The sequence below is a fragment of the Bradyrhizobium cedriense genome (assembly GCF_054602315.1).
The window spans coordinates 91,761-109,933 of sequence record NZ_JBTSWB010000009.1 but is presented as its reverse complement, the minus strand read 5'-3'; the positions used below and the strand labels follow the sequence as shown (position 1 = coordinate 109,933).

Below are 18,173 nucleotides of genomic sequence, written 5' to 3'. Positions count from 1 at the left end.
GGGCGATCATGAATACAACACTGGCAGGTCACGCGCGCGAGGCGGCATATGATATCCTGCTGAGCGATCTGGATGTCAGCGAGGTCAAGCGCTTTCAGGATGACAGCATTTGGCCCTACTTCGAGCGGTTACGAAGGGAAGATCCCATCCACTACTGCAGGGCTAGTCCCTACGGTCCGTATTGGTCCATAACTAAATACCACGACATCATTGGCGTGGACTTGAATCACGGAGTGTTCTCGTCAGAGCAAGGCGTCACGATCGTCGATTTGCCGCAGGAGTATTGGACTCCGAGCTTCATTAAGATGAGCCCTCCGAAACATGGCGAGCAGCGCAACACGATCAGTCCGATCGTGGCCCCGGAGAATCTGGCCAAGCTCGAGGGCTTGATCCGCCAGCGGGTGAAGACCATTCTGGATGGCTTGCCGCGCAATGAAACCTTCGACTGGGTCGATAAGGTCTCGATCGAGTTGACGACGCAAATGTTGGCCACGCTGTTTGATTTTCCATTTGAGGATCGGCGGCTGCTGACCTATTGGTCCGACGTCGCCGCCACAACTCCGCGAACTGGCCACGAGATCGACACCTGGGAGAAGCGACGGGCAGTCTTGTCCGGGTGCCTGGACTATTTCACAAGACTTTGGAACGATCGCAAAAATGCCGAGCCCCGCGCGGACTTGATTTCGATGATGGCGCACTCACCGGCGACCCGGAATATGGAGCCACGCGAGTTCCTGGGCAACCTCATCCTGCTGATCGTGGGCGGGAATGACACCACGCGCAATTCGATCAGTGGAAGTGTATTGTTCATGAACCAAAATCCGGCCGAGCTGCGAAAACTACGCGAGACCCCTCGGCTCATGTCGAGCGCCGTCTCCGAGATCATACGCTACCAGACGCCAATCGCACACATGCGCCGCACCGCCGTGGTCGATATCGTGATAGGTAACAAGCATATCAGACAAGGCGATAAGGTCGTCATGTGGTACATTTCCGGGAACCGGGACGATGAGGTTATCAACCAGGCCGACAGCTTCATCATTGATCGAAACAATGCACGGCAACATCTTTCGTTCGGGTTCGGCATCCATCGCTGCGTCGGACGGCACCTTGCGGAACTGCAGCTGAAGGTCCTTTGGGAGGAGATGCTGGACAGGCGCCTCGACATCAAGGTGGTCGGCGAGCCGGAACGAGTCGCATCTAACTTCGTGTACGGTTATTCCGCCCTCCCAGTGCAGATGGTAGCTTAGGGAATAGGCTCCTCCTTGCAATCGATCTGAGATGAGCAGGAGCCTGCAACCGTGAGCCGGTGCGAGTAGCCCCGCTCTGCGAGAGGGGTTCTCGCGATCTTCGAAAGCACCGGCGGGTGTCCAGGCTGCACTTTGTCGAATATTCGATGAGTGCACTCCCGCCAACGCCGTCGGCGCAAAAGCGAGTTCATCAGGCAATGTCAGGTGACCACGTTCAACGTCGTCACCTGACAAGATCATGCTATTTGCGGTTTTTCGTATTGGAGAGTTTCTCGCCTGGCCCGTCCTTGGCCTCCCCTTTACCAGCGGATATCAATTTCGACTTGTTGCCGCTGCCGAACGTGAAAGTGTCAGCGCCGGCACTGATCCCATTCCATACCACGGGCTCGGCGAGCGAGAGGAGCCAAAGCCCTTGAAAACCGGATGCGGCATTGAGCTGCCCCGTCCACACGGTCGTTGAGCCGCAGCCCCCGAAGTTGACTGTAAAGCTGATCGCCGTGCCACTATTGGTTTGGGCCAGCCAGCCTGTCATCGGCTAAGGGGCTCCTTCGTCGCAGCTATTCGTTGCGTTATTCGTATAGGTGCCGGAAATGGCGCCCGTGCTCTGGTCGTAGCTGTTGACCGCCAGAACCGAGCCGTATTGGTTGTTCCAGGTCCAGATGGGCTGCGCCCGTGCGGGTGCCGCCAATAGCAGTGCAAGGCCAGCCAAAGCCGTCCATCTTGTGAGTTTCCAGTTTTCTCGATGCATCACCGACTCCATGTCGCTTCAGAAAGATCGCGCTTTGCCTATAAACTTCTCTTCCCAGATACGCAATCAAAACGTGTAGTGCATTATATTGATCTCACGAGTTGCTTTATTCGGCATGCCGTTAGGTTGGGCCAATCGTGCTTTTCATCAAGCGCGGCGCGGAACACCTCGCGACGCATCCGTCTGCTCATATCGAACGGGCTGGGGTGGGAGATCTCTCCCTGGTTGAAAGAGATAGCGGTAAGGCCATATGTTCGGCCTTTGGCTGCTGACTGACACCCGACTGCGTGCGCGATCCATTCATCAAACAAAAAGCGCCACAAACGGAGCCTACTATTTCCCTGTAGACGGCAGTGGCGTCGTGTCGGCTCGGGTGGGCAGTATCGGATACTCGATTTTGGGCAGCCGCCCGGTCAGCGAATTTAGAAACGCGACCATATCGTTCTCTTCCTTATCGGTCAGCTTGGCGCCAAGCTGAACTTCAGCCATCACGCCGACGGCTTGCTTAAGGCTCCAAACCTGACCCGAATGGAAGTATGGCGGTCGCAACGCGACGTTGCGCAACGGTGCTGCACGAAAAACGTATTCGTCGCTGGCGACCTTTGTGACCGCGAATCGGCCTTTGTCAGCGGTCGGAAGCAGGCTTGTGCTTGGCCTTTCGACCGCGCCAAATGGAAAATAGTCCTGTCCGCCGACATTGATTCCATTGTGACAGGAGGAGCATCCTGTTTCCATGAAGAGCTTCAATCCTGCTTTCTGCTGATCGTTGAGAGCGCCTGGATCGCCTTCAAGGTACTGGTCGAAAGGGGCTGCGGGCGTAATGAGAATCGCTTCAAAGGCTTCGATCGCCCTCGCGAAGTTGTCAAAGGTGACTGGCGATGCCTCGTTTGGAAACGCCCTTTTGAACATGACCCCGTAGTCGCTCATCGAGTTCAGCGTGTTGATCACATGTTCTGGGGTCGCGTTCATTTCACCACTCGCCTGCACGGGGCCCTTCGCTTGCGCCTTGAGATCCGGCGCCCGCCCATCCCAGAACTGCGCCACATTGAAGACCGCGTTATAGACGGTGGGGGCCCGACGCGGCCCCAGTTGCCAGCCGTGACCAACCGACGTCGGACCGGCATCGACTCCGCCTGTACCAAGATTGTGACAGCTATTGCAACTGATGATCCCGCTAGCCGACATTCGCGGATCGAAAAACAGCATCTTGCCGAGTTCGATCTTCTCGTGGGTGACCGGGTTGTCCTTCACCGCAGGAACGACCGAGGGGATCGGCTTGAACGTCCGCTTAGCAGCCTTCATCAAATCATCTTCTGCGCCAGCTTGTGACGAGACCAGTATCGCAATGGCCACAACACATAGCTTGCTTACAAGGTTGAATCTCAGGATAGCGGATTTGTTTCTAATAAGTATCATCGGTGCCAGTTCTCATCGACGCTCTGGGAAATTGGAAGACTTGAGGTCGTGTTCGTCGCCCCTGGCGCTAGCGCAGCTGCAACCCCACTTGATATTCATGATCGAGGCGCCGCGGCAAATTATGACGATCGAGCTGTGCGCTTCAGTCTTTGCTCACGCATCGTCCTTTCGAAAAGCCGCCGATCTTTCCGAGTGGTTCGCCGGCACCAAATGCGGCCGATCTGCGCGGCGTTTGCCCGGCTCCTGCAGTTGCACCCTGTGCCGTCTTGGCTGAAATCCAGTCGCGCGAAGGCACCCCGCCCTGCGAGAAAGCACCTCACGTGATACCAGCGGCCGGTTATGTAGCTTCCAGTGCCAACATGCGCGACGTTAAGGATCATTGCAGCATTCGACATGATCGGGGGATCAGTCGGCGCCTTTAGACGAACTGCACCAGGCTGGAACTGCAGTTGGGTAAGGCTGGTAATGGTCCGCTTCCTTCCGGTCTACGAGCTATAGGTGACGAGCGCATGCAGATCTGCGAGGAGTCGACAACCTGCTTGATGGAGACGATACCGCGCACCCGGCCCTCCATCCTTTCAGAGGAGCTGGGATGAGAACAGCAAGTCTCGTACCAGTTGTGGTACCCGCCGCACTCCGCGCAAAAACAAGCGCTTGAGAAGCTCGACGAGAGATTGCGGCGTATCACGCGATTGAAGCAAACGCGACCTACGTCGGAAATGGGACACCACCGTTTGCAGCAGCGGAGAGTATTGGTGGATATCGAACGAACGCGGCCGGGGATGTCTTTGCTCGCGACAGATCTGCGAGCGCGAGGCACATCGTACAATCAACGATCGCAGTGTTCACCAGGGATATAAAAAGGTCCGCCAGATTTGGCTTAGATCATGCCTTGCAACACCATGAGCGAAGTCAAGCGGCCAGGATTTACCCCGGTCGAACAACCCAGGAAGCCACGCGCTGATGAGGCTAGCTGGTCGTCAAACGCGTGCGCTCTTCGACTTACCGCCAATCAACTGACAATATCCTGCGCCCGGCGGTTAGCGCAGCGCACGGGTTATCTGTATGGGAGATGGAATTCGCTTACGCGCCGGTCAACTACCAACGCTGGCGATTGATCAAGATGACAGATGCATGTCACCTGTCGACTGAGCTGCGGGCTTGCCAAAACGACTTAGCCATCGAGAATTGGACAAGGACGCACTGTACCCCCGACAGGTCAACGCACCTGCAAGGAATCGGCATGCAATATCAACCAAACTTGGCTGTCATCAATCGCCCCGAGCGAAGCGCAGGCTCCTCACTTTCACAAATTCTGCGCGATGAAATCTGCTCCAAGACCACCCTCTCATTCTTGATGGAAGCTCATGATGCGCTTTCGGGCGCGATTGCCAAACGCGCAGGCTTCAAGAGCCTGTGGGCGTCGGGCCTGTCCATTGCCAGCTCTCTCGGCTACCGCGATGCCAACGAGGCTTCATGGAGCCAGCTCGTCGACGTGGTTGAGCGCATCGTGGACTCGACCGAATTGCCTGTGCTCGTGGACGGCGATGGCGGTTTTGGGAATTTCAACAATGCGCGCCTGCTGGCACGCAAACTCCATCAGCGTGGCGCCGCCGGGATTGCGCTGGAGGACAGCTGTTTTCCGAAAATAAACTCCTTTGTTGGCGATCGGCATCCCCTGGCTGACATCGATGAATTTTCCGGCCGCCTGCGGGCCGTGAAAGATACAGTCGCGGACGACTTGGTCCTGGTGGCCCGGACCGAAGCGTTGATAGCCGGCCATGGCATGGACGACGCTATTTTGCGCGCCAGCGCCTACGCCGCGGCGGGTGCCGACGCGATCCTCATTCATTCGCGCAAGAATACCGCGGAGGAGATCCTCTCCTTTGCAGCTGCCTGGCGAAACCGCCTGCCTGTCGTGATCGTTCCGACGAAGTATTATCGGGCACCTGTCTCTGCGTACCGGGATGCCGGCATCTCCACGGTGATCTGGGCTAACCACTCCATGCGCGCTGCAATAGCGGCAATGCGACATGTCTGCGGTCGCATTCTTGCCGAGGAAGGCATTGCCGGCATTGAGCCAGACGTTGCGACGCTCGACGAGGTCTTCGAATTGTTGAAGTACGACGAGCTTGCCCGCGCGGAAGCGCGATATTTCCACCCCCACGGTTAAGCCCGCTCGATCGGGCGGTATGATTCAGCGGCAGGTCTTTGCCGGCCGCGGCTTCTTTAACAAAAAGCCCGATCCGGCGAGACACGACAGAGAGACCCGATGAGCAAGCCGGACATCCATCTCCGCGATACGATCATGAGGTCGCGCAGCAGTTTCGGCTCCTGATGCGCTACCTAGCCATCATCACCGCGCGACAGAGCGAGGACATCGCGGTGCCATTTCTGTGCAAGATTGGCCTGTGTGACGCGTACGTCAGCACAACCCTGTGCGAGACTTTCGGGCTGAACCAACTCGCAAGAGTCTTCGCCAGTCCAGTCGGGCGAATCGCTTGACCTCACAAAATAAGGCTCGGAGACACCCGACCTGAGGGGCCAGCTTGATTGCACCTTCTCAAGCGGACTAAAGTGCTGGTCACGTCGGCTGAGCAGCACCCGTTTGGGCAGAGTTGGAGCGCATCAGAGTTTGGCCAGGCGAGTTCGCAGTGGCACCGCCTCGCGCGAGAAGCTGTGCTCACGAACCTGGCTGCCCGATTCACCACGACCCGCGCATCTTTGGTGGCTATGCCCAAAACGAAAGGGCAACTCGTTGCTAATCTCGGGAGATTAGATCACTCTCGATCCCCCTGCCGAAAGGTCGAGCCGCGAGGTTGAGCCGTTTCAACCCAGCACAGGCGTCTGCGCTATTTCGGTAGCTCAAATCTTAGCTCTCCGGCCAGTTGTTCTAATTGCTTCAGCGGCGCTTGCCAGAGTTGCGCGTTCTGGAAAATGCGTGCGTGACCCGGCCGATCATGATGGTGACGCGGCTTGAGGTGACAGTGGAGATGTGGAATGACGTTGCCGAGCATCTCGAAATTCATCTTGATCGGCTTGAGCACGCGCCCGAGCGCTTGCCCAGCATCGGCCATGTCTTCGGTGAGGGCCTGCCGCACGGAGATGTCCAGGTCGTAAAGTTCTACGGCGTGTCGATCAAGCACCAGGACACTATAGCCACGCACGTATTGATTGGCGCCAAGACACCAACGCGAGACGCGAAGCCGTGCCACTTCGACTGGATAGGTCGCGCGCGTTGCTTCGTCCCAACGGCAAAACTCGCATGAGGTCCCGGAGATACGGGCTTCCCAGCGCGCATCAAGGTTCCAGCCATTCGCGGCAGGCGATCCGTCCCGATTTGGGCTCATCGGAGGTATCGCGTCTCGTTCGCCTTCACGCAGTCCATTCCCTGCAATCGGAAGATCTCTGCAACCGAAGCAATCTCGCCGCCGGCGCGATGAATGCCTCCGTCCGCCCGAATCATGGCAAAGATCTTCTGCATGGCGCCGACCGCCGCGCGGATTGCGTGATTCCCATAGATGACCAAGCCGACCTTGCCGCCCAGCGCCTGGATCCGTTCCTGGTTCATCTCCGGATACGCCGTGGGCACGAGCACGATGGGTGCGGTTCCGTCCCAGGCCCGAACGAACGCCTCAATCTCGTCCGGCTTGCTTTGTTTGGAATGCACCAGCACCATGTCCGCGCCGGCTTCCTCGTAGGCGCGTGCGCGGCGGAGCGCTTCCTCGTTGCCAAGGCCCGCGATGAGCGCTTCGGTCCGGGCAATCAGCAGAAGGTCTGGATCGGCACGCACCGATCGCGCTGCATCGAGCTTTCCCTGAAACTCTTCCAGGCGAACGAGCTCCTGCCGCCCATCGGCGACCAGGCTGGTCACTTTGGGGAATGTCTTATCCTCCATCACCAGAGCGGCGACCCCCGCACGTTCGTATTCGCGAACAGTATGCAGAACATTGATGGCGTTGCCGAAGCCGGTGTCCACATCGGCCACGATGGGAAGATTGCAGCCGCCGGCCATGGCTCTGACCATGTCGAGGTGTTGCGTCATCGTCAGCAGACTCATATCGGGCAGGCCGTAGAGTGCGGACAGCTCAAAGCCGGAGGCCCAGATGGCATCAAAGCCGGCTTCCTCGACCAGTTTGGCCGAGAGGGGCGAATGCGCTGCCATCACATGCGCCAATCCCTTCGTCTTGACCGACTGACGCAGCCGTCGTGCCGGTGTGTCCATGTCCTATCTCCCGTGTTGAACGAACCGCCGTCAGGCGATTGATACGGCCTCTTTACTGCTGCGACGGCACCGAGGCGGTCAAACGCCGCAACATGAAGGGAAGAATTCCGCCGTGAGCGACGTATTCGGCCTCGACCGGCGTGTCCACACGGCAAACCACGCGGCAGAGGATTTCGCGGCCATCGGCTCGCCGGGCCCGTACCAGCAGTCGCTGCTGCGCGGTGATTCCATCAGCGAGACTCTCAATATCGAATACCTCACTGCCATCCAGGCCCAGACTTTCCGCCGACGCCTCGCCTTCGAACTGCAACGGCAACACACCCATGCCGATCAGGTTCGAACGATGAATGCGCTCGAAGCTCCGGGCCAGCACGGCCCCTATGCCCAGCAATCGCGTGACCTTGGCCGCCCAGTCGCGCGATGAGCCGGTGCCGTACTCGTGCCCTGCGATCAGTAACAATGGCACTCCGGCGGTGGTGTAACGGCGGGATGCCTCGAAGATGCTGGTGATCTCACCGTCAGGCAGAAGGCGCGTCCACGGTCCCGGGCGGCCCGGCACCAGTCGATTGGCGAGACCTGGATTGGCGAAAGCGCCGCGAAGCATCACTTCGTGGTTTCCACGCCGGGTGCTGAACGTGTTGAAGTCCCGCTCCAAAACACCGTGCGCAAGCAGGTAACGCCCAGCCTCGCCCGCCGGGTCTATGCTTCCGGCCGGAGAAATGTGGTCGGTGGTGACTGAATCTCCGAGCAGTGCGAGAACGCGAGCCCCCCTGATGTCTTGCAGCGCGGAAGGCTGCAGGCCGACATGCTCCAGATGTGGTGGCGGCTTTAGATAAGTCGAAGACTGCGGCCAGGCGAAACGCTTGCCGCCGGCGGCTTGTAGCGATTGCCAGCCAGGCTCGCCCAACCAAACCGTCTCGGAAGCATGACGATAAATCGAGGAATCCACTGCCGCTCCCATCACGGCGTCCATGCTCGCCGCATCCGGCCAAAGCTCACGCAAATAAACCGGTCCGCCGTCAGCGTCGTCTGCCAGCGGCTCATGCTCGAAATCGATATCGACGTGACCGGCGATCGCGTATGCGATGACCATCGCTGGCGATGCGAGGAAGTTCATCCGTACGCCAGGGTGAATACGGTTCTCGAAATTGCGATTGCCGGAGAGGACCGCGGCGCCCCATATATCAGCGGCGCTCAACGTTTCTTCCACGCCTTGTACCAGAGGGCCCGAGTTGCCGATGCACGTCATACATCCATAGCCAACGACGTGGAAACGGAGCGCCTCCAGATAGGGAAGCAATCCCGACGCCTGCAAATAGGAGGAGACTGCTCGCGAACCGGGCGAGAGGCTGGCCTTAACCCAAGGGCGGATGCCGATCCCACGCCGCACCGCGTTACGCGCGAAAAGACCCGCCATAAGCATGCTCGACGGGTTGGACGTGTTGGTGCAACTGGTGATGGCGGCCAGCACGATGGAGCCGTCTCGCAGGGACGGAGCCTGCGGATCGGCTGGCTCGGCCTTGTCTGGCTGCGCGGGCGGCCGCCCCGCGAGCGTCTCCTGAATGCGTTGCTTGGCGTCGCGCAGCGCAATGCGCTGTTGCGGCAGCCGCGGTCCTGCGATGCTCGGCTCGACCGTACCGAGGTCGAGCACGACAAGCTGCGAATATTCCGGTTCCGTCTGGCCCGGTACGCGAAACAGTCCCTGCCGTTTTGCGTAGGCTTCGACCAGCCCAATCGCATGCGCGGGCCTGTGGGTCATTTTGAGGTAGTCGATGGTTCGCTGGTCGATGGGGAAATAGCCGACCGTCGCTCCGTACTCAGGGCACATGTTGGCGATCGTCGCGCGATCCGGCACCGACAGAGTGTCGAGCCCAGAGCCGCAGAATTCAACGAACTTGCCCACGACCTTGATCTTGCGCAGCAGCTCCGTCACGGTAAGGACAAGATCCGTCATGGTGACGCCGGGCCTTAGAGATCCGGACAGGCGCACACCGACGATATCAGGCATGAGCATTGATATTGGCTGGCCAAGCATGACGGCGGCCGCCTCGATGCCACCGACGCCCCAACCGAGAATGGACAGCCCGTTGATCATGGGCGTGTGGGAATCGGTGCCGACGACAGTATCGGGAAAGGCCCATCGCTTCCCGCCAGCTTGCTCATGCCAAACCACCTGCCCGAGCAGCTCCAGGTTGACCTGGTGGCAGATACCGGTGCCGGGCGGCACGACTTTCAATCCTGCCATCTCGCCTTGAGCCCACTTGAAGAACTCATAGCGCTCGCGATTCCGCTCGATCTCCCTGAGGATATTGTATTGCAGCGATCGCGCCTGGCCAAAACTGTCGACTTGGACCGAGTGATCGATCACGACGGTTGTCGGACGGAGCGGGTTCACGAGCGAAGGATCACCGCCGAGCCTGGCGACAGCATCCCGCATCGCCGCCAGGTCAACCAGCGCGGCCAGCCCCGTATGATCCTGCATCAACACACGCGCAGGGTGAAAGAGAAGCTCCTGTTTCAGGCCGCAGGATTCCGTTCCGCACGCCACGGTCGCGATATGATCTGCGGTGACCGAATGACCGTCCTCGTGACGAAGCAGATTTTCCAGGAGCAAGCGCTGGGAATACGGCAGCCGGTCGACGGCGTCGAAACCGCGCGCCTTGAGCGCACGCAAGTCGTGGATGACATAGCTGATGCCGTCGACCTCAAGGCTTGATTGCGACCCGAAGCTGTTGCTTTTGAAGACGGAAGAACTCACCGTGCAGGCTCCGCATCGGGTGGCAAGGGGCCGTCGTAAGCATATGAAAATTTGATGCGCATCGGCTTCTCTCGCGTGAGCTCCTCCAGCGCATGTGCGGCAATGCCCGCGCATCGACCCAGCAGGAACGTGAGCCTCCCGATCGCGGGCTCGAATCCCAAGCCGACCAGGACAGTCGCAATCGCCCCATCCACGTTGATGGGGAGCAGCCGGCCTTTTTCTGCCCGCAACTGTTCCTCGATCGCCAACATCAGCTCGACTGGAGCGCTTGGTAGATGTTCGTCACGGGCCATCGCCCATATCACGGGTGCGCGAGGATCCACGTCATGGAAGCGATGGCCAAGGCCTGGCAGTCGTCGGCCCTGCGCGGCATAGCGCTGCACGATGGCCCGGGCGATCATCGATGGTGCCGCCCCGGTACGGGTCATCTCATCCACCCCCTCGCGCAGCACCTGCATCGCCTCTTCACCGGCGCCGCCATGCGCGTCACCGACCGCGAGTAGGCCGCCGGCGACGGCTGCCTCCAATGCGCGCCGATTGCCGCTGGCAATCACGCGCGCCGCAAGGGTGGAGGGCGAGGTCGGCCCGTGATCGGCGGAGGCGATCAACGCGGCGTTGAACAGGCGAGACTCCCATGGTTGCGGCAGGCGCCCCTTGAACAGCAGGAACGCGACATCGCCGAAGTTCCCACACCGCATCAGCTCTTCGACCGGGACGCCCTTGGTGAAGATGCGCTCGCGGTCGAATCCAGTTATCGCGCTGCGCCAGGCCCCCATTTCAGTTCCGCTGGTGTGCATCAGATCACCCCATCCCGCCGCAATTTCAAAATCTCGTCCTCCTTGAATCCCACGCTGCCCAGCACTTCGCTAGTGTGCTCGCCTAGCGCAGGACCGACATTCCGGATCCGGCCCGGCGTTACCGACATCCGCGGCAGCGGCGCGTGCATGGGGTAGCTACCGATACTCGAATCGCTTACCTGTTCGACGACACCGCGCGCGATCGCATGCGCGTCGTCCAGCAATTCGGCGACGTCATAGACCGGTGCGCCGGCGACGCCGGCTTCGTCGAACATCTTTAAAAGGTGCATCAACTCGAAGCGCGACAATGCTTCCGCCACGATGGCGTCTGTTTCGTCTCCGTGACGGACGCGCGCTTCGTTGGTCTGAAATTTCTCATCCTTGAGCAGACCCCCAAGGCCGATGAGATGGAACAGCTTTTCGGCCATTGCCGGCGTCGATGCCGACAGGGCAATCCACTTCCCATCCTTGGTCCTGTAGGTGTTGCGGGGCGCCGAGTTGGAAGACCTGTTTCCGTTGCGCCCCGCCACTTTGCCAGTGAGCCGCTGGACCGCCGCGACCGGTCCGAGAACCGAGAATATCGGCTCCAGCAAAGACAGGTCGATCACCTGCCCCTGGCCCGCACGGTCCCGATGGCGCAGCGCCATCAGGACCGAAAGCGCGCCGTACAGACCGGAAATCATGTCAGCGATCGGGATCGGTGGTAACGTCGGCGGCCTGTCCGGGAATCCCGTCATCGCGGCAAGACCGCTCATGGCTTCGACCAGCGTGCCGAAGCCGGGTCGGTGCCGATAGGGGCCATTCTGTCCCCAGGCGGAGATGCTTAGAATGACGAGACGAGGATGATGCTTGAGCATGTCATCGTGGCTCAGGCCCCATTTGGCAAGCGCGCCTGGAACGAAATTTTCAACCAGGACGTCCGACGACGCAAGCAGGCGGTCGAGCAGCGCGCGACCGTCCGGGCGTGCGAGATTCAGTGTCATGCTGCGCTTGTTGCGGGAATATTCTCGCCACCAGAGATCCATGCCGCCGTTGCGCCATGCCCGCAGGGGATCGCCCTTGCCAGGCTGCTCCACCTTGATCACGTCAGCACCGAAATCCGCCAGTTGCAACGTTGCCATGTTGCCGGCAACGAGTCGTGACAGATCAAGGACGCGAATTCCTTCAAGCGGAAGCGATACGGAGGCTGTCATGAGGATCCAGTTGGACGCAGAAGCGCTTACGATTGGTGCGGCGTGAAAGATCACGCTCTGTCGACGTTGTAGGGCACCGCAAGGCAGGCTGAGAAACACAAATTTCTTGTGAACACATCAGCTGCGAATTCGAAAGACCCTCTTCCGTCGAAGCGAGGCGCGTTCCAGGTGGGATGCGAGACGTATGACCGCGCTCGATCACGTCATTGCCCGAGCACGCACCTTCAATTGCGCGCATGAGGACGCTAGGAAGCGACTCCTGCGCCTTCAATAGAGCGTCATCCGCCGCAATGCCGGCTTACCTTTGTCGTGAGAGCCGTGCGCAGGGTGCTCTTACATCAGGTTCGCGGCTCGTCGGCGGAAGAGCTATCCCTCGCAGATCGAGCGATTCTTCGGCCTCCCTTTCACGTCCCGAGGCGCCAAACGCGACCGCGTTTGCCGCGCGCAATGCTTTCTCGAAAGCGCCGACCACCCGTCGCTTGCCCGTGGCCACCGGCATAACCAGATAAAAGCTTCGATTGAGGGGCGGACCATCCAGATTGATTGGCACGAGCGGCGGCCTGAATGGATTGTCCAGCAGCGATATGCTTGATGTCGCCGACAGACCGATCCCAGCCGCGACCGCAGCCTTGAGCGCCTCCGAACTGCCAAGCTCGGTCGTGACCTTGAAGTCGGCGACCTCCACTCCCAACGATTTGAGATATTGGGCCACAACGCGCCGCGTGCCCGAGCCCACCTCCCGTAGCACGAACGGCTCCGACATCAACTCGTCTGGCGCAACCAGCTCTCGTTGCGCAAATTGATGGTCAGCCGGCGCAATGAACAGCACTTCATCGTCGAACAGCTTCTCGATGCTGTATTGCTCAAGATCGACTGGGCCGGCGCTAACGATCCCCATATCGACGATGTTCCGCGACAGCAAGTCCAGCACACCCTCACTGTTGCTGATCGAGACGGTGAAGGAAACAGCCGGATGAGATTCGCGAAACAGGCGGATGGCGCCCGGAACCGCGACGCGTGCAAGCGTACCAGTGCATCCGATGCGAAGCAGGCCCTCGTGAAGTCCCTTGCTATGCGAAATCTCGTCTTCGGCCGCGCTGTACAGATCCAGGATTTGCTTGGCATAGCGCACCAGGATCTGGCCCTCCTCGGTGAGCTCGACGGACTTGACGTCGCGGCGTATCAATCTCGTACCCAACTCGTCTTCGAGCGATTTGATCTGGAAGGAAACGGCCTGCTGGGTCAGGTGCAGCATCTCGGCGGCATTGGTGAAGCTGCCGCAGGTGGCCACCGCATACAACACGCGGATACGCTGATCTCTCTTGAGCACAGCTGCCCCCTTACCGGATCTCGTTCGCCTCAAGCGAATATCCATACCTTGTTTCGCGGAATCCTGACCATTGTGCTGCCTGGGGGCAAGCCTCCGCCTCCATACGCCTTGAGCTGCAGTCCGCCTCTGGCGAGCCTGTACTCCCAGCGGTCGCCGAGAAATATCGAATCGACGAGCTCCATCTCGACCGCGTCCGGCGCCCCCCGTGGCACGAGACAAACCTCTTCGCTGCGGATAACTGCCTTTGCCTTGCAGTCTCCTTCCCGGCCGACGCTTCCCTGGAGGATGCCCCGCAGTTCGAATCCGTCGCCGACTATGACATGCGAGCCATCGGGAGCACGCTCGAACCGGCCCTCGACCACGTTGCTGGTGCCGATGAACCTTGCGGCATAGAACGTGCTGGGATTGGCGTAGAGCGCCTGTGGCGCACCCCGCTCGACAATGGCGCCTTCCTGGAGGAGCATGATCGTGTCGGCCACAGCCAGCGCCTCATTCTGGTCGTGCGTCACGAGGATGGCGCAGATCTGTAGATCGAGGATGAGCTTGCGGATCCAGTATCTGGCCTCATCACGCAATTTCTGATCCAGATTGGAGAGAGGTTCGTCCAGAAGCAGGACCTTGGGCTTGTAGACCAGCGCGCGGCAGATCGCGACGCGCTGCTGCTGGCCGCCGGAGAGTTGGGCCGGATAGCGTTGGGCCAGATGCGCCAGATCCATCTGCGCCAATATCTCACCGATCTGTTGCTGCCGCTCGGAGGCAGGAACGCCGCGCAACCGCAGTCCGTAGGCAACATTGTCCTGGACCGTGCGGTGCGGCCACAGCGCATAGGACTGAAATACGAATCCAACCTGCCGGCGTTCCGGGGGGACCGAGACATGCGCATCGCAATCGAATACCAATTGCCCGGCGATTGCGATCCGGCCGGACTCCGGCCGCTCCAGACCCGCGATGCATCTGAGTAGCGTGGACTTTCCAGATCCCGATGCGCCCAGCAACGCGGTGATGGTCCCTTTTTCGGCGGAGAAGCTCGCGTCCTTGAGAACCTGCTGTTGACCGAGGGTTTTCCGGACAGCTTCGACAACGAGTTCAGTCACGGATGCGTGCTCCTAATCGCAGGGCCAAACCGAGTGCGGCGACGATCATCAGAATGTTCAACAAGGCGAGGACTGCGCCGGGATTGAGGTCACCGCTCTGCGTCAGCGTGATGATCAGCGGGCCGACGATTTCAGTACCGCTTCCCATGAGATAGAGGCCGGTCGAGTATTCCCGTATGAATACGATCATGATCAACACAAAGGCTCCCACCAATCCCGGCCGAATAATGGGGACGACAACGTCCATCCACGCGCGGCCGATTGAGGCCCCCGCAACGCGCGCCGCCTCCTCGAGTTCGGGAGACACCTGAAGCAGCGTGCTTTGAATGATGCGAAGTCCATACGAAAGTCCGACGACCATATAGGCCAGCAGGATACACAGCAGCGTGCCGCGAATTGGAGCCAAGAAAGGAACAAAGAGAAACAGCCAGAGAAACGCGAGCCCGACAATGATGCCGGGCAGCGCCCGCGGCAGTAGCACCAGATAATCGAGCACCACGGCGGAGCGGCTGCGATTGCGGTGAGAGGCGAGCGCTATCATAAGATACACAGCAACTGCGATCCCGCCGCCCCCCACAGACAACAGGATGGTATTGCCGATGCTGCGTACCAGCGCGGGCGTGGCAAGAACGTCGCGGAAGCTTTGCAGAGAGACCTGCTGCCACAGATCGGTGCCGGCGCCCCAGGCCGTGACGAAGGCGCGAATCGCGATGCCGCTGATCGGCAAGACGACGGAAACCAACAGCCATCCGCAGATGATCGACATCGCGAGCATTTGCCCTCTTACGCCAAGGCTCAGGCTGCTGGCGCGAGCGCCCTTGCCACCAACCACCGCGAAGCGCTGTGAACGGCGCAGCAGGCGACGCTGCAACCACACCATGGGCAAAGTCATAAAAAGCAGGCAGACAGCAACGACCGCCATCAATTCATAAGACGGAGTGCCCATCATGGTCGACAGCTTATAGATGTAGGTGGTGAGCACCGTGATTCCCTGGGGGTCACCCAGGATCAGCGGGATGCCAAAGACCTCGACACCGAGCAGCACGTTGAGCATCGTCGCGAACACGAGCGCGGGCGTGACCAGCGGCAGGGTTACGTCCACAAGGACACGCCACGGGCTGGAGCCGCAGGTTTGCGCCGCCTCTTCGAGCTCTGTCGGGAGATTGCTCATCGCGGAGGAGACATACAGGTAGACATGCGGAACGTGACTCAATCCGGCCACGACGGTCATGCCAGCCAGGCTGTAGACGTTCCAGATCTCCTTACCGAAGAAGGCGCGCCAGGCGATCGTAAGAAATCCTTGCGGACCGATGGTCACGACGTAGCCAAATGCCAGAATCAGCGAGGACAGGAACATTGGCATTAGGATCAGGATTTCCAGGACGGCCTTGAACCTCATGTCGAAGCGCGTCATCAGGAACGCCAGCACCGCACCCAGCGGCAGGGAAATCAGCACCATGCCGGCGGTGAATATCGCGGTCGTTTTCAGAGCAGAGTAGAAATCAGGATCGGACAGCACGTACCGATACGCGTCCAGGCTGAGGTGCGCATGCTCCGAAAAGAAGGCTCCGTCGAGCACGCTCTGATACAAGACGAGCAGCACGGGCGCCAAAATGACGACCGCCAACACAACCGTCACTCCGCGGCGGAACAGCCGCTCATATAGCCCTTCCGGCAGGCGCCATCGCACACCCCACCGTGGCCCGAGAGACGAGATACCGGAATCTGTATATGCGGCGGTCACCTTCCGATCGCCTTTTTCCAATCACGGACAAATGCCAGGCGCTTGCCCTTGTCGATGTTCTCGAGAAGCGTCTCGTCGAGCTTGATCGGCTCGACCTCCACGCCAGTGATGTCTTTCAGCTTTCGAAGGGGCGACGAGCCCTCCCCGCCGCGGGCCGCAGGCAGGCCATTGGCCGCCAGGATGGACTGGCCCTCGTGCGACAGCATGAAGTCCTGAAGAAGCTTGGCCGCATTGGGCCGCGGCGCACGCACGTTGATGAACGACACGCGCAGGAGGCAGGCGGTAAAGTCGCTGAGGAAATGCGCCCGCAAATTCGGGTTCTTGGCCTGGATCTCCAGCGCATATGAACCGTTGACATGAGTGGCGAGGACGTTCTCGCCTGATGTCACGGACTCCATGACATTGGCGGAGCTGACATAGGTCTTCGCACCTGCCTTCCCTATGGCTGCGGCCAGCTTCCAATAGGCCTGCGGGTGACGCTTTGCATCGTTGGCGTGGAGCATGTAGGCCAACCCGCTCTTCTCGGCATCGGTCGTGGCAACTCGCCCCTGTAGTTTGGGCGACTCCGAGACGAAGCGGATCAGATCGGCATAGGTGTGGGGCACCTCGTCAACTTGCAAAGTGCGGGTGTTGTAGGCAAATCCGACTGGCTCGATCGACGTCGCGAAGAGGGCATCCCTGTAGCGGGCCCAGTCCGGTAGCGCGCTGGTCTCCTCGGACACATAAACCTGCGCATGACCGGCGACCTGTAGGGCCATCTGCAGGTCCGTTGCTGCGCTCCATACCACGTCCGATCCGACCTGGTTTGCCGCCGCCTCTGAAATCACCAGGCTGTACAGATTACTGGTCGCGAGAGCGTTCTCCTCCACCACCACGCCGAATTTGCGTGTGAACGCTTTGAACATCGGCTGAGAATATTGCGAGTCTGTCGTGCTGTAGACGACCACTTTGCCCTCGGTCTGCGCGGTCTTGATGAGGGCCGAAGGCGACGATTGAGCGCGGGCTTTCGCAGTGAGCAATCCCGTGCAGGCGGCTGCGCCCACGCCGAGAACGATGCCCCGCCGGCTGATGAGAGGCGAACTCAGAGCTTTGTGGTCCCGCCAATCTGCAATTCTGGAAATAGTCCTTCTCCCCCTCGGCGTTCGTGATGTTCAACTATTAGATTGAGTAGGGGATTGCCGCGCCACAATTCTTCTTGTGTGTCTACAAGCAATGAAATCCGGAATCGCAAAAACGGCCTAGAAACGCAGGAGCAAAACACAATTGTCATCAAAGCTTCATATTGCATCCATGGAACGAGGGTGATGCGTAGGCTTACGCGAGTGGCGCGCTCCATCGCGCGACAGAAGTGGTTGCGTCAGGTGCTTGATCCGGTGTGCTTCGAGCCAGCGCCGCTGCATCGATGTTGCGCTTGAGCGGATCAGGGGCACCCGCCATCGTCGGCTCGTCGGTCAGCATGACATGTGGATTGCAGAGCAGGATCGGAAAAATAGGTTTAAACTATCCGGGCGGCTCTAAGCGGAACGAGTGACACAAGGGTTCGGCAAGACGCGGCCTGACATACGGATATAGCGCTGTTTCTGATAGCGACGAGCGGACCATCGTCGAGGCCGAGGAA

General features: G+C 59.8%; 12 protein-coding genes and 1 pseudogene. 2 read left to right on the top strand and 11 right to left on the bottom strand.

What is annotated here, in order from left to right; translation table 11 throughout:
• The first annotated feature begins 8 nt into the window (after positions 1-8).
• Positions 9-1,250: a cytochrome P450 gene (locus ACYCVF_RS31080; RefSeq protein WP_459606895.1), complete on the top strand. Its 1,242-nt coding sequence runs from the start codon at positions 9-11 to the stop codon at positions 1,248-1,250.
• A 241-nt stretch (positions 1,251-1,491) separates the two neighbouring features.
• Here the strand turns inward: ACYCVF_RS31080 and ACYCVF_RS31075 are convergent.
• Positions 1,492-1,998: pseudogene (locus ACYCVF_RS31075) on the bottom strand (avidin/streptavidin family protein).
• Positions 1,999-2,331: 333 nt separating this feature from the next.
• Complete coding sequence (locus tag ACYCVF_RS31070; protein ID WP_459606894.1) at positions 2,332-3,414, bottom strand: cytochrome-c peroxidase; 1,083 nt, start codon at positions 3,412-3,414, stop codon at positions 2,332-2,334.
• A 1,243-nt stretch (positions 3,415-4,657) separates the two neighbouring features.
• Here ACYCVF_RS31070 and aepX point away from each other — a divergent pair.
• Positions 4,658-5,587: a phosphoenolpyruvate mutase gene (gene aepX / locus ACYCVF_RS31065; RefSeq protein ID WP_459606893.1), complete on the top strand. Its 930-nt coding sequence runs from the start codon at positions 4,658-4,660 to the stop codon at positions 5,585-5,587.
• Positions 5,588-6,266: 679 nt separating this feature from the next.
• Here the strand turns inward: aepX and ACYCVF_RS31060 are convergent.
• The 9 genes from ACYCVF_RS31060 to ACYCVF_RS31020 all read right to left on the bottom strand — a co-directional run bounded on the left by ACYCVF_RS31060 (position 6,267) and on the right by ACYCVF_RS31020 (position 17,598).
• Positions 6,267-6,764, bottom strand: a complete 498-nt coding sequence (locus ACYCVF_RS31060; RefSeq protein WP_459606892.1) for an HIT family protein — start codon at positions 6,762-6,764, stop codon at positions 6,267-6,269.
• Positions 6,761-7,639 carry a phosphonopyruvate hydrolase gene (locus ACYCVF_RS31055; RefSeq protein WP_459606891.1) on the bottom strand — a complete coding sequence of 293 codons (879 nt, stop codon included), beginning with the start codon at positions 7,637-7,639 and terminating at the stop codon, positions 6,761-6,763. The genes ACYCVF_RS31060 and ACYCVF_RS31055 overlap by 4 nt, the downstream gene beginning before the upstream one ends.
• Positions 7,640-7,691: 52 nt before the next feature.
• Positions 7,692-10,397: an aconitate hydratase AcnA gene (gene acnA, locus ACYCVF_RS31050; protein WP_459606890.1), complete on the bottom strand. Its 2,706-nt coding sequence runs from the start codon at positions 10,395-10,397 to the stop codon at positions 7,692-7,694.
• Positions 10,394-11,194, bottom strand: coding sequence for a citryl-CoA lyase (locus tag ACYCVF_RS31045; RefSeq protein WP_459606889.1), 801 nt, complete (start codon positions 11,192-11,194; stop codon positions 10,394-10,396). The genes acnA and ACYCVF_RS31045 overlap by 4 nt, the downstream gene beginning before the upstream one ends.
• Positions 11,194-12,387, bottom strand: coding sequence for a CaiB/BaiF CoA transferase family protein (locus ACYCVF_RS31040; protein WP_459606888.1), 1,194 nt, complete (start codon positions 12,385-12,387; stop codon positions 11,194-11,196). Before ACYCVF_RS31040 ends, ACYCVF_RS31045 begins: the two co-directional genes overlap by 1 nt.
• A 298-nt stretch (positions 12,388-12,685) precedes the next feature.
• Positions 12,686-13,717: a LysR substrate-binding domain-containing protein gene (locus ACYCVF_RS31035; RefSeq protein WP_459606887.1), complete on the bottom strand. Its 1,032-nt coding sequence runs from the start codon at positions 13,715-13,717 to the stop codon at positions 12,686-12,688.
• A gap of 29 nt (positions 13,718-13,746) precedes the next feature.
• Entirely contained in the window at positions 13,747-14,811 is a 1,065-nt protein-coding gene (locus tag ACYCVF_RS31030) for an ABC transporter ATP-binding protein (protein ID WP_459606886.1), read from the bottom strand.
• On the bottom strand, positions 14,804-16,441 hold the full coding sequence (locus ACYCVF_RS31025; protein WP_459606885.1) for an ABC transporter permease: 1,638 nt from the start codon (positions 16,439-16,441) through the stop codon (positions 14,804-14,806). The genes ACYCVF_RS31030 and ACYCVF_RS31025 overlap by 8 nt, the downstream gene beginning before the upstream one ends.
• A gap of 110 nt (positions 16,442-16,551) precedes the next feature.
• Positions 16,552-17,598 (bottom strand): ABC transporter substrate-binding protein, encoded by a 1,047-nt coding sequence (locus tag ACYCVF_RS31020; protein ID WP_459606884.1) that lies wholly within the window; start codon positions 17,596-17,598, stop codon positions 16,552-16,554.
• Positions 17,599-18,173 lie beyond the last annotated feature (575 nt).

Coding starts and splice junctions, on each gene's coding strand:
- ACYCVF_RS31060 (WP_459606892.1), bottom strand. CDS start 6,764: ATGAGCCCAAATCGGGACGGATCGCCTGCCGCGAATGGCTGGAACCTT.
- aepX (WP_459606893.1), top strand. CDS start 4,658: ATGCAATATCAACCAAACTTGGCTGTCATCAATCGCCCCGAGCGAAGC.
- ACYCVF_RS31045 (WP_459606889.1), bottom strand. CDS start 11,194: ATGCACACCAGCGGAACTGAAATGGGGGCCTGGCGCAGCGCGATAACT.
- ACYCVF_RS31055 (WP_459606891.1), bottom strand. CDS start 7,639: ATGGACACACCGGCACGACGGCTGCGTCAGTCGGTCAAGACGAAGGGA.
- ACYCVF_RS31070 (WP_459606894.1), bottom strand. CDS start 3,414: ATGATACTTATTAGAAACAAATCCGCTATCCTGAGATTCAACCTTGTA.
- ACYCVF_RS31040 (WP_459606888.1), bottom strand. CDS start 12,387: ATGACAGCCTCCGTATCGCTTCCGCTTGAAGGAATTCGCGTCCTTGAT.
- ACYCVF_RS31080 (WP_459606895.1), top strand. CDS start 9: ATGAATACAACACTGGCAGGTCACGCGCGCGAGGCGGCATATGATATC.